At 63.6% G+C, this 12,148-nt stretch carries 11 protein-coding genes, 1 tRNA gene and 1 pseudogene; 5 read left to right on the plus strand and 8 right to left on the minus strand.

Annotation, left to right across the window (positions count from 1 at the left end; genetic code table 11):
* Positions 1-36: 36 nt before the first annotated feature.
* Entirely contained in the window at positions 37-1,350 is a 1,314-nt protein-coding gene (locus I603_RS02465; protein ID WP_068862210.1) for a cystathionine gamma-synthase family protein, read from the minus strand.
* A gap of 278 nt (positions 1,351-1,628) precedes the next feature.
* On the opposite strand from I603_RS02465, the gene I603_RS02470 reads away from it, so the two are divergent.
* Entirely contained in the window at positions 1,629-2,369 is a 741-nt protein-coding gene (locus I603_RS02470; protein WP_232305220.1) for a DNA/RNA non-specific endonuclease, read from the plus strand.
* A gap of 3 nt (positions 2,370-2,372) precedes the next feature.
* On the opposite strand, the gene I603_RS02475 is transcribed toward I603_RS02470, so the two are convergent.
* The 3 genes from I603_RS02475 to pdeM form a co-directional block, all read right to left on the minus strand.
* Positions 2,373-3,830 carry an SLC13 family permease gene (locus I603_RS02475; protein ID WP_068862211.1) on the minus strand — a complete coding sequence of 486 codons (1,458 nt, stop codon included), beginning with the start codon at positions 3,828-3,830 and terminating at the stop codon, positions 2,373-2,375.
* A 289-nt stretch (positions 3,831-4,119) separates the two neighbouring features.
* Positions 4,120-4,599, minus strand: coding sequence for a translation initiation factor IF-3 (gene infC, locus I603_RS02480; RefSeq protein ID WP_068862212.1), 480 nt, complete (start codon positions 4,597-4,599; stop codon positions 4,120-4,122).
* A 124-nt stretch (positions 4,600-4,723) separates the two neighbouring features.
* On the minus strand, positions 4,724-5,431 hold the full coding sequence (gene pdeM / locus I603_RS02485) for a ligase-associated DNA damage response endonuclease PdeM (protein ID WP_068862514.1): 708 nt from the start codon (positions 5,429-5,431) through the stop codon (positions 4,724-4,726).
* A gap of 115 nt (positions 5,432-5,546) precedes the next feature.
* Here pdeM and hemF point away from each other — a divergent pair, with 115 nt between their 5' ends.
* Positions 5,547-6,404: an oxygen-dependent coproporphyrinogen oxidase gene (hemF, locus tag I603_RS02490; protein ID WP_068862213.1), complete on the plus strand. Its 858-nt coding sequence runs from the start codon at positions 5,547-5,549 to the stop codon at positions 6,402-6,404.
* A 19-nt stretch (positions 6,405-6,423) separates the two neighbouring features.
* Here the strand turns inward: hemF and I603_RS02495 are convergent, their stop codons facing one another.
* Positions 6,424-7,098, minus strand: coding sequence for a hypothetical protein (locus I603_RS02495; protein WP_068862214.1), 675 nt, complete (start codon positions 7,096-7,098; stop codon positions 6,424-6,426).
* A 262-nt stretch (positions 7,099-7,360) separates the two neighbouring features.
* On the opposite strand from I603_RS02495, the pseudogene I603_RS14215 reads away from it, so the two are divergent.
* Positions 7,361-7,480: pseudogene (locus I603_RS14215) on the plus strand (coproporphyrinogen III oxidase); the annotation flags it as partial.
* A 71-nt stretch (positions 7,481-7,551) separates the two neighbouring features.
* Here the strand turns inward: I603_RS14215 and I603_RS02500 are convergent.
* Entirely contained in the window at positions 7,552-7,815 is a 264-nt protein-coding gene (locus I603_RS02500) for a hypothetical protein (RefSeq protein ID WP_068862215.1), read from the minus strand.
* A 385-nt stretch (positions 7,816-8,200) separates the two neighbouring features.
* Here I603_RS02500 and I603_RS02505 point away from each other — a divergent pair, with 385 nt between their 5' ends.
* Positions 8,201-10,291, plus strand: coding sequence for a RelA/SpoT family protein (locus tag I603_RS02505; RefSeq protein ID WP_068862216.1), 2,091 nt, complete (start codon positions 8,201-8,203; stop codon positions 10,289-10,291).
* 4 nt (positions 10,292-10,295) lie between these two features.
* Here I603_RS02505 and I603_RS02510 read toward each other — a convergent pair whose 3' ends face one another.
* Positions 10,296-10,613, minus strand: a complete 318-nt coding sequence (locus I603_RS02510) for a DUF1905 domain-containing protein (protein ID WP_068862217.1) — start codon at positions 10,611-10,613, stop codon at positions 10,296-10,298.
* The gene (locus I603_RS02515; RefSeq protein ID WP_068862515.1) at positions 10,606-11,634 is read right to left on the minus strand and encodes a peptidylprolyl isomerase; all 1,029 of its coding nucleotides are present in this window, start codon (positions 11,632-11,634) and stop codon (positions 10,606-10,608) included. Before I603_RS02515 ends, I603_RS02510 begins: the two co-directional genes overlap by 8 nt.
* Before the next feature lie 396 nt (positions 11,635-12,030).
* On the opposite strand from I603_RS02515, the gene I603_RS02520 reads away from it, so the two are divergent.
* A tRNA-Ser gene (locus I603_RS02520) sits at positions 12,031-12,121 on the plus strand.
* Positions 12,122-12,148: the final 27 nt, after the last annotated feature.

Genomic DNA, 12,148 nt, shown 5'->3' on the forward strand with positions numbered 1-12,148 from the left:
GCGCTGCTAATGGACTAGCAGGCGAGGGGAGGAAACTCACACATGTTCCAGCGCCTGCGCGAAATCTGCGATCAGATCGTCGGCATCCTCGATCCCGATGCTGATGCGCACCAGATTGTCGGTTATGCCGAGCATGTACTTGCGCGCCTGCGGCACGGAAAGGTGGGTCATCGAGGCGGGGTGGCTTGCCAGCGTCTCGGTCCCGCCCAGGCTGACCGCGAGCTTGGCGATGGTGAGGTTGTCGAGAAAGCGGAAACACTCCGCCTCGCCGCCCTTGATGAAGACCGAGAAGGTTGATCCGGCGCCAAGGCAGTGGCGATCATAGATGTCCTGCTGGCGCGGATCGGCGATGAAGCCGAGATAGCCCAGCCCTTCGACCTTGGGGTGCGAGCGCAGGAAGGCGCACACCTTGGCGGCATTCTCGCCCGCGCGCTGCATCCGCAGCTCCACCGTCTCCAGCGAGCGCAACAGCATCCAAGCGGTATTGGGATCGACAATCCCGCCCATCGTGTTCCTGAGCGCACGCACCGGGTCCATCCAGCGCTTGGCCCCTGTGATGCTGCCTGCGACGAGATCGGAATGGCCGCCGACATATTTGGTCAGCGAATAGGCGACAATGTCCGCGCCGTGCTCCAGCGGGCGCGACCACAGGGGGCCTAGGAAGGTGTTGTCGATGGCGATCGGCGTGCCTTCAAGCGCGGCATCGCGCGCATCGCGCACCGCCTCGACATCGACCAGCGCGTTGGTCGGGTTGGCGGGGCTTTCGAGATAGATCATCGCCACCTTGCCGCCCTGTGCCTCGGCCTGCGCCTTGGCCTTCGCCAGCACCGCGTCGAGCTCCGCGCGGCTCGCACCGGCAGGGAAATCGACATAGGTCACGCCAAAACGGCTCAGGACCTTGGCGACGAAGCCTTCGGAGGCCGCATAGAGCGGGCCGGAATGGACAATCACATCGTTCTGGCTCGCATAGGCCATCATCAGGATGCAGATTGCGGTCATCCCGCTGGAAAAGGTCAGCGCGTCCTCGGCCCCGTCCCACACCGCAAGACGATCTTCCAGGATTTCCTGGTTGGGGCCGTTGAAGCGCGAATAGACGAGGCCTTCCGCGCCCCCTTCGCGCAGGCCGGTGATGCCCTCGAAATGGCGTTTGCCGGCCGCGGCATTCTCGAATGCAAAGGTGCTGGTGAGGAAGATCGGCGCTTTCAGCGATCCTTCCGACAGCGCCGGATCATAGCCGTGTCCCATCATCAGGGTTGAGGGTTTCAGCGGCCTGCCACCGATTTCGCGTTTCGCGGGCTTGGGTTTGCGGCGGGGGGTGGGGGTTTCGACTGCATCGACGGCGTCAGGCATGACGGCGCATCCTTCCTTTGCTCACGCTCCCAGGAAGGCGGGAGCCGTTCGGCGGCGGGCAGGGCGCCCGTTCCTAACCTCCGCAGGAACGCCTCTCCGCTGCCTCTCGCTGTGCTGGCCCCCGATTATCCTGCGCTGATGACGCTTTCAAGCAAGCGGGATGCTGGCATCTACAGGAAAAGGCAGGTTGGCAGGCGCGTGCTCTTGTGGCCTGCTGCAAGTGCGGGCGACATGTTAAGGGAGGAGCAGGGCTCCATCCGCAGGCCGGGGAGATACAGATGATCGATGATCCGTTCCAGATGCAGCGCGAACTGCGCTACGGTGCGCCGGTGTGCGACCAGATCCTGACCGGTAGGCACTTCACCATCGGCTATTCCTGGTATTTCCGGCAGGCTAAATGGACGCTCGAAATCATCAACCGCGACCGCGAACTGGTCGATGATCTCGACGCGGTCGAGCGGCTCGACAATTTTCGCGCGGACACCCGGATCCCCAAGCGCTTCCGCGCCGGTCTCAAGGCCTACAAGGGCAGCGGCTATGACCGGGGACATCTCGTCGCCAGCGCCAACCAGGATCTCCAGAACATCCAGAATTCCGAGACCTTCCTTCTGTCCAACATGTCGCCGCAGCACCCCCAGTTCAATCGCGGCATCTGGAGCGAGTTGGAGCATGAAATCCGCGAACTGGACAAGCGCCCGAGCACGCTCGAGACCTATGTGCTGACCTGTCCGGTGTTCTACTTCGGAGAAAAGGTCGAGCGGATCGGCAAGGAGCAGGAGGATTTCGGGATTAGCGTGCCCATCCCCCATGCCTTCATCAAGAGCGTGCTGGTCGAGAACAAGCGCGGGCGCCACCGCCTGTGGACCTTCGAGATACCCAACGCGCCGCAGACGGCATCGCTCGATACGTTTCTGGTCAAGACCTACGATGCGGAACAGATCGTGGGCGGCCGGTTCTGGGATCGTATCTCCGGAGGCGACCTGCACACGGCCAAGGGACGGCGCGGGACGATGTGGTAGGCATCAGATCAAGGCCCCGATCCCCCACACCACACCGACGATAAGGAATACCCCTGCAAGATCGAGCAGCGCGCCTGCCTTCACCATCCGCCCGATGCGGATACGGCCCGTGCTCCAGGCGATGGCGTTGGGCCCGGTGCCCGCGGGAAGCATGAAGCCCCAGCTCGCTGCCAGCGCGGCGGGCAGGGCGAGCACGACCGGATCGGCTCCGATCGCCACCACCAGCGCAGCAACAACCGGGATGATCCCCGTGGCGGTAGCGACATTGCTTGCGAATTCGGTAACCACGATCACTAGCGCCGTTACCGTCAGCGCAACCAGCAGCAGTGGCCAGGCTTCCAGAGGCAGCAGCGCCGCTCCGAGCCAGTCGGTCAGCCCCGATGCCTGCATCCCACCTGCCAGCGCCAGTCCTCCGCCGAACAGGAAAATGACGCTCCAGGGAGCAGTCCTGGCCTCATCCCAGGCCAGCAGGCTGCGACCTGTCCCGTCGGGAACAAGGAATAATGCGAGGGCGCCGATGGAGGCGATAGTGCCGTCGGTCCACGCGCCCGGCGGCAATAACGGAGCGACAAGTGGCTGGGTCGCCCAACCGGCAAAGGTCAGCGCCACCAGCGGTACGAGCCGCCGCTCGGGCGTGCTCCACTCGGCACGGGTGGCGATGGCGGCGCGGGCGGCGGCGAGATCGAACGGGTAGGCGGCCACCCGCTGCACCCGGGCAATGATCCATGCCGCGAGTGGCACCCCGGCGAGCACCACCGGCACGCCGTAGAGCGACCACTGGGCAAAACTGATCCGCACCCCGGCGATCTGGTCGAGCAGCCCGACGGCAATCGCATTGGTGGGCGAGCCGACGATGGTTCCAAGTCCGCCAATACTGGCGGCAAAGGCGATCCCCATGGGCAGTGCTCCGGAGATGCCTTCTTGCGGCCCTACCGCTTCGCTGCTTGAGGGCGCGGCTTGCTGCCCTATCGCTCCGTTGCCCGAGCGCCTGCCGCCTTCCAGCACGGCAATCGCCATTGGCATCATGATAAGCGTCGTCGATGTGTTCGAGATCAGCATCGAAAGCAGCGCGGCGGCGATCATGAATGCCAGCAGCAGGCGCGCAGAACCTCCTTTGGAACCAACGATTTGCAGGATCGCGAGGCTCAGGCGGCAATGCAGTCCGGTGCGCTCGATGGCCAGCGCGATGAACGCACCGCCCAGCAGCAGGAAGAGGATCGGCGAGAAGTAGTCATTGGCCGTCTGTTCGGCGGAGGCGATGCCGGTCATGGGAATGACGAGGAAGGGCAACAGCGCCGTGATCGCCATCGGCACGGCCTCGGTCATCCACCATGCCGCCATCCAGATCACCAGCCCCGCCACCAGCCAGGCTCCGGGTGGCATGCCGGCAGGCGGAGGCAGCAGCGCTGTCAGCGCGAAGGCCAGCGGGCCGACGAGGAGGCCGATCCGGCGTGCTGTCATGCGGTCTTGATCCCCCGGCTTTGCGATCCCGCGGGCAGGACTATCAGTCCGAAGGGCGAGCCTGCAAGCCTTGCGGCATCGGCCCGGTGTTTCACGTGGAACAGGCGCGGCACGGCGCGCGAGCGCGGGGCGATGCCAGGCAAACAGGGGTCAAGAGGGGGGTGAGGGCAGCCTGGAGGCAGGCAAAGGGGAGGCAAGAGAAGCGATAGTCGCGGGTGAGGCTGCGGCCCAAGCAGAAGGGGGCGAACCGTCAGGCCCGCCCCACTTTGCTGCCGCTTTTGGCTGCGCCTTACTTCGGCGCAAGCACCATCAGCATCTGACGGCCTTCGAGCCGGGGAAAAGCCTCGACCTTGGCGATTTCGGCCACGTCGTCCTGCACCCGCTTGAGCAGGTCCATGCCGAGGTGCTGGTGCGCCATCTCGCGCCCGCGGAACCGCAAGGTGATCTTCACCTTGTCGCCATGCTCGATGAACTTGTTCACGTTGCGCATCTTCACGTCATAATCATGCGTGTCGATGTTCGGACGCATCTTCACTTCCTTGATGTCCTGCGTCTTCTGCGTCTTGCGCGCCGCGTTGGCCTTTTTCTGGGCCTCGTAGCGATATTTGCCGACATCGAGGAACTTGCACACCGGCGGGTCCGCGTTGGGGGACACTTCAACGAGATTCAGGCCCTTGTCATTGGCCTGCTCGATCGCTTCTCGGGTGTACATCACGCCAAGGTTTTCGCCTTCGTCATCGATGACGCGGACCTTGGGAACGTTGATCATGTTATCAAAGCGCGGGCCGCTTTTTACGGGCGGGGCCAGCGAGCGCCGGGGTGGACGTGATATGGGGTGTTCTCCTGTTGTAGCGTCTTGCTGCGCGCTCCTTAGTCCGAAATGCGGCCGAGCGCTAGGTGGAGTCTTGCGCCGCCGCCTGCCACAGCGGAAAGCGGGCAATCTTCCCGGCTGCGGGCATAAGCGCCTCGATCCTTCTGGCGGGTTGCAGCGCGCCGAGGATTTCGGGGTGGCCTGCATCGAGCCCGCCCGTCAGCGTGCCGAAGGCGGGCAGGATCATGCGCTCGGCTCCTGCGGCAGAGCGGCCGAGCACGGCACATGGCCGGACGATATGGCGGTTCCTGACATTGACGCGCAGCTTGGGGTGATAGTGCCCCGAAAGCTCCGGCGCGGTCTCTCCGGCGCGGGCTTCGTGGCGCAGGATCACGCCGCCGACTTCGAGTTCCGACACGATCGTCCCGCCGAAGCCCTTGGGCAGCGCCTCGTCGTGATTGCCGGTAATCCACACCCAGTCGAGCGCGCGCGTCAGCGCTTCCAGCATCCCGGTGCAATGCGCGTCGAGCCGCAAGGCGCCCGCATCATCATGGAAATTGTCGCCCAGCGTAATCACCCGCCGCGCGCCCGTCTGCCGCACCGCGTCCGCCAGCCGTTCCAGCGTGTCGCGGCTGTCATAGGGCGGAAGCATCGAGCCGCGCGCCGCGAACCAGCTTGCCTTTTCCAGATGCAGGTCGGCGACCAGCAGCGCGCGTTCAGCCGGCCAGTAGAGCGCGCGACCTGCGCCAAGCGCAAGTTCGTGTCCGGCAAAGGGGAAGGGGGTGAACATAGCGCGAACCATGGTCCAGCCTGTGCCTGCAAACATTCGGCTTTGCAACACAGCTTGCAGACTTGTGCGCCGCGCCGCATTGCCTATGGTGCGGGCAAATGACGGATGGGGATGTATGACGGACTGGACTGATCATTCTGCACGCGCGCGGGCGTGGTTTGAGGATTTGCGCGACCAGATTTGTGCCGAATTCGAGGCGATAGAGCGCGAGGCGGGGTCGGATGCGAGCTTCACCTACACCGCCTGGAACCGCCACGAGGAAGGCAATCCCGATCCCGGCGGCGGCACGCAGGGGTTGATGAAAGGCAAGGTGTTCGAGAAGGTCGGAGTCAATGTCTCGACCGTGCGCGGCAGCTTCGCCAAGGAATTTGCAGGCAGCATCAACGGCGCGAGCGCGGATAATCCCGGCTTTGCCGCCACCGGCATTTCTCTGGTCGCCCACATGGCCAATCCGCACGTTCCCGCGGTGCATATGAACACCCGGTTCCTTACCACCACCAAGGCGTGGTTCGGCGGCGGGGCGGACCTCAATCCGCCGATCCCCTATGAAGAGGACACGGCAGAATTCCATGCCGCGATGCAGGCCGCCTGCGATCCGCACAACCCGACCTATTTCGAACGCTACAGCAAGTGGGCGGAGGAATATTTCTACATCCCCCACCGGCAGGTCGGGCGAGGGGTCGGGGGGATTTTCTGCGATCATCTGGAATGCGCCGACGATGCCGCGTGGGAGCGAAACTTCGCCTTCATCCAGGATATCGGCAAACAGTTCCTCGAAGTGTTCCCGGCGATCGTGCGCAAGCGGATGAACAGCCGCTTCACGCCCGAGGACGAGGCGCGGATGTTCGAATACCGGGGCCGCTACGCCGAATTCAACCTGGTCTACGACCGCGGCACGATCTTCGGCCTGAAGACCGGCGGCAATATCGACGCGATTTTGATGAGCCTGCCGCCGCGCGCGACGTGGAGTTGAGGCGCCACCTGGTCGTAAGTCAGGGCGCGACTTCGATCACGTCGACATAGGCGACCGTGCGGTTCAGCGCGATCGCCACATAGATCGTCGGCTCGCCTTCGATGGTGCGGCGGGCGGTGAAATATTCGACGTCGCCGGCAATGCCCAGATTGATCCCGTTTACCGGCACATAGCCTGCGCCAAGCTGGTGATAGGCCGAACTTCCGCATTGCGCCTTGCGCGAGCATTGCCATTCGATCTCGAAGCCTTGCCGCAGCAAGGGTTCGCGCCACGCCGTAATCATCGCCGAGGGCGTCTCGCCACTCGTCAGCTTGTAGCGGGTCCGGGTCAGCACGCCGGTGTGATCCTGATAGCTGACAAGCTTGGGCTTGAACCCGGTAATGCGGCGATAGGTTGCCATTGTTCCGGCCTCGCGATCGGTCTCGCTGGCACCCGGGATTGCCGGAACGGCGAAGCCCGTATTGCTGCCTTCCGCCGGGGCGGCGTTGCCCGTAGCAGCGCCGGGATCATCCGGCATGCAGTCGCGCGCCCCTGTAACGCATTGCACCGCCTCGCGGGTCCGCTGCTGGGCTTGCCGTCTTGTCTCGCGTTCGGCTTCGCGCTTGATGACGTTGCCGAGCGACTGCGCAGCGGCCTCCTGCACCGGGGCAAGGCCAAGCAATCCTGCCGCCAAACCGCAAAAAACGATCCGCATGGTCCGTGTCCTCCCTCGCCGTCCCGATGACTCGCATGCAAGCATCGTGGTGCACGGATAAATCAGGGGTGGTCGCCGCGATTGTAGGAAGTGGACAGGCTGGCGCGAGAAAGCGGGCGTTTGCAACACCGTCCGCCCAGGCGCCTCAAGGCTGGCCGCGCCACCGCGCACATATTCACACACGATGCTGCGCCGGTACGAACTTCCAGGAAAGATGCCCGATTACGACCACAGCGCGGGCTAGGCGCGGATGTTTGAATAGCGTGGGCGCTATGCCGAATTCAATCTGGTCTATCATCGCGGGACGATCTTCGGCCTGAAGACCGGCGGCAATATCGACGCGATCCTGATGAGCCTACCGCCAAGGGCGATGCGGAGCTGATCAGTCAGTCGTACAGTGGTATGGCCAGATCCGGCCCGGGAAAGGGGGACCTTCCCGGGCCAGACAGCGATTTATTCCGGCGCCAGAGCCTCGGCGTAGATGGGGATAAAGATCGTGTAACAAGAGGTTCCGCCAGCCGAACCATACCCGCCGCCATTGGTCGGATCAGTGGTGTGATCGATCTTGCAATAGGTGTAGAAACAGCCGGTGGAGTTGCAGTCCCTGCTGGACCAGCTCCCTCCGGTTTTTTCTCCCGATGGCTTGGCGTGGGCCATGGGGGGCATTGCTATAGCGAGCGTCGCCAATCCGAGCGCGAAAGTCTTCATAAGCCTCATAGGTGCAACCCTTTAGAAACGCAGCCAACTTCGGCTGCAAGTGAAGGCTATCAAGAGGCTCTTCCGGGTCAACAGGATTCGTAATATCGAAATAAAATTATGCGGACGTGCAATAATTATCCGTAATATAGTTACAATATTCTGCGAGCGAAAATCTCGGAATAACGTAATCTCTTTGCGACATTTCGGTTCCGAATATTGCAAAAATTCCAATATCTGCGAATCTTCATTTAATACCAGAAGTGAATATTTGTGAACGCGTCGCGGTGCGGGGCTGTCTGGCGAATGGGGTGATTCGGTCCTCGTCCGCGCCGTCGTGTCCCGCCTTCGCCCATGCAACAATCGCCCTTGCCGCGCCGCGCCCCCGCGCACATATTCACCCGTGATGCTGCGCCAGTACGAACTCGTCGAGAAGGTCCTCGATTACGATCCCAACGCCGACGAGGCGATGCTCAACCGCGCCTATGTCTATACCGTCCAGAAGCACGGCACCCAGAAGCGCGCCAGCGGCGATCCCTATTTCTCGCACCCGGTCGAAGTCGCCGGGCTGATGACCGATCTCAAACTCGATCAGGCCACCATCATCACCGCGCTGCTCCACGATACGGTGGAGGATACCCTCGCCACGATCGACGATATCGAGGCCCATTTCGGCCCGGAGGTCGCGCGGCTGGTCGACGGGGTGACCAAGCTCTCCAAGATCGAGACCATGCCGGAGAACGAGCGCGCGGCCGAGAACCTGCGCAAGTTCCTGTTGGCGATGTCCGAGGATATCCGCGTGCTGCTGGTCAAGCTGGCCGACCGGCTGCACAACATGCGCACGCTGCACTTCATCAAGAACCCGGCCAAGCGCCAGCGCATCGCGCGCGAGACGATGGATATCTACGCCCCTCTGGCAGAGCGGGTGGGCATGTATGAATACATGCGCGAGATGCAGGCGCTCGCTTTCCGCGAACTGGAGCCGGAAGGCTATGCCACGATCACCGACCGGCTCGAGCAGTTGCGCAGCAAGGACGGCGGGCAGGTCGATGCGATTGCCCTGAAGATCAAGCAGCGGCTTGCCGAGGCGGGCTTGAAGGTCGAGGTTTCGGGCCGCGAGAAGCATCCCTATTCGATCTGGCACAAGATGGCCGAACGCCATGTCAGCTTCGAGCAGGTGACCGACATCATGGCCTTCCGCGTCCTGACCGATACCGAGGAGGACTGCTACCGCGCGCTGGGCATTCTGCACACCACGTGGCAATTCCTTCCCGGACGTTTCAAGGACTATATCTCCACGCCCAAGACCAATGGCTACCGGTCCCTGCACACGTCCTTGATGTACGAGAACTCGATGCGGGTCGAGGTGCAGATCCGCACCCGCGAGATGCACCGCCGCAACGAATTCGGCCTTGCCGCGCACTGGGCCTACAAGCAGTCGGACAAGGCCGACGGGCAGGTGGGCTGGCTGCGCGACCTGATCGAGATCGTCGAGCAAAGCCACGATGCCGAGGAACTGCTCGAACACACGCGGCTGGCGATCTATCAAGACCGTATCTTTGCCTTCACCCCCAAGGGCGCGCTGTTCCAGCTTCCCAAGGGCGCGACGGCGGTGGACTTTGCCTTTGCCGTCCACACCGATCTGGGCCTCGCCTGCGTCGGCGCGAAGATCAACGGGCGGCACATGCCGCTGCGCACACCGCTGTCGAACGGCGATGTGGTGGAGATCATCAAGAACCCCGGCGCCGCGCCGCAGCTGTCATGGCTGGCTTTCGTCGTCACCGGCAAGGCGCGCGCCGCGATCCGCCGTGCGGTGCGGTTGAAAGAACGCGACGAGGTCGCCGCGATCGGTTCGAAACTGTTCGACGAGATCGCCGCGCGCGTTCCCGCCAAGATCGGCAAGAAGGCGATCCGCGGCGCGCTCCAGCGGCTCGGCATGGATGAGCCGGACGATCTGATGTACGCCATCGGCGCGGCCAAGATCTCCGATCGCGAGGTGATGGAGGCGCTGGTCCCCGGCTGCACCGCGGGGATCGAGGAAGACGAGCACTGGACGAGGCGCGAGCGCGCGATCTCGATCCGCGGGCTCACCCCCGGCGTCGCCTTCGAGCTTGCCACCTGCTGCCACCCGGTGCCGGGCGACCGCATCGTCGGGATCCGCCGCAAGGGCGAGACGGTGCTGGTCCACGCGATCGACTGCCTCGAACTGGCGAGCGGTGTGGACAGCGACTGGATCGACTTGGCCTGGGGCAACCGCTCGGTCGGCGCGGTCGGCCAGCTTTCCGTGACGCTCTACGACCGGCCCGGCACGCTGGCGGAGATGGCCGGCATCTTCGCGCAGAACAAGGCCAACGTGACGACGCTGGTGCAGACCCAGCTTGATCATCCCTTCACCAGCTATGACATCGAGATAGAGGTTCAGGACGTGGCGCACCTCAACCGCATCCTCTCGGCCCTGCGGGCGAGCGACGCGGTGGCGCAGGCGGAGCGGCAGTAGCGCCTCAGAGCAGTTCCAGCTGCAAACCGACCGGATCGCCCGCAGCCAGGTCTTCGGCCTGCATCACCTTCCGGCTCACCAGCAGCACCCATTCGCGCGATTGCTTTTGCGGGAATACCGATGTTTTCCAGCGTGTCTCGCCAATCCGGGCCATGACCTTGACCGAGCCGAAGCCGCGCGCACGGCCGAATTCAAGTCGGCTGATCGCAGCGTGCGTGGCGATTTTCTCGGCCTCGGCGCCTGACAGGGTCAGGAGATGATAGGTTCCGCGCTCGCCCTGCCAGCGGGTCAGCGGCAGGGTGGCGGCAACGGTCTCATCCACCGGATACGGCTCGCACCGGCACGCGGATGTTGCAGATATCCGCGCCGCCCGCAGGCACGATGAAGAAGGGATCGCGGCGGTTGGCGATGGCTTCTGCATAGGTCGCGAAGGTGTCGCTTTCGGTCGAGAGGTATTCGAAGCGCGGTTGTTCGGAAGCCGGAAGATCGCTCGCCACCCGCACACTCAGGATCGGGGTGCGCTTGTCCGCTTCATCGGCGGCGTAGAACCCCAGCGCCCCCTTGCCGCGCGGCAGCGAGGAGAGGTGATCCATCCCCTCGATCACCCGGCCCACCAGCGCGATATTGCGGTCAAGATGGCGCGGCGCATGGCCGATCACGGTATAAAGCTCCGCGCCTGATCCGGTGTCGGGCGAATAGTTTCGTCCCACGCCGACCATGCCGTAGCAGTGGGTGGGATAGGCATGATCTGCTATCCTTCCGGTGAAACCCAGCACCAAAGGCCAGCCCTTGAAGTGAAACGGTGTGCCGGGATAGGCGTCGTGAATTGGGAATGCGATAACGTCGTCGCGGCTGTTTTTGTTGGCGGCCTCATGGCGGCGAAACACGGGAAGGTAGCCGTCCTGTAACGCTGCAATATCGCTGACGACATACTCCTTTTCCTTCATCACCTTCAGCCCCTCAGGCAGCGGCTTCGGCTCCCCCGTCGCTTCGGGGTTGTCGTAATTGGGATCGCCCCACTGGGTGACGTAATTGTCCTGCACCCGGTTGACCGAGATCCCGTCATACCAACCGGAGCGCGCGAACAGGCGAATGTTGTGCACCCAGCCCTGGCTGAAGGGCGCGGGCATCAGCTGGATCACCACCTGCCGCGCCTTGCCCTCGGCGTCGGGGGCGAGGGTCATCACCAGCAGATCCTCCGCCGGAATCGCCACCCAGTCGCTCTTGGGCGCGGCGGCGACGATTTCGGAGGGGGCGGGGTAGGCGGGTTTGCCAGCCTCTTGCGCAGATGCTGGCAAAGTGAGGGCGAGGGCTGCCGAAGCGGCGAGGAAGGCTTTGTTCATGCGGGCATAGTGCCAGCGAAGCAGGGCCATAGCCAGAATGAAAGCACTGGTTCGGCCCGAAGGGCCGCAAGGGCGACTGCCCGCCGCGCCTTATGGCGCGAAAGCCAAGGGCGCGGATGCGCCAGCCGGCGCTTGAGGCGAAACAAGAAACCCCCAATCAAAAACCCCTTTCCGCGCGTTTTTGAGGGCGGAAAGGGGTTCTCGAGGCCGCGTTCGCAGGGAATGCCGGATCCGCGCAGCGCATGCCACGCGCTTCGTTTACCACGATTCCGGCAGACGGCCAAACCGACGTGCCTTGCAGAAGCGGCCTTGTGCCGCTATCGGCGCGAGCCTGCCCTGAAAGGCGCTCCCGTACTTGCGCTCAAGTAGCGAAGCGGTAGCGCAGCAAAGGCGCATGGAGCAGTGGCCGAGTGGTCGAAGGCGCACGCCTGGAAAGTGTGTATACGTCAAAAGCGTATCGAGGGTTCGAATCCCTCCTGCTCCGCCAGCCACCCTTTTCCAGCCGATCCGCGCC

It is taken from the genome of Erythrobacter dokdonensis DSW-74, assembly GCF_001677335.1.
GTDB classification, from domain to species: Bacteria; Pseudomonadota; Alphaproteobacteria; order Sphingomonadales; family Sphingomonadaceae; genus Erythrobacter; species Erythrobacter dokdonensis.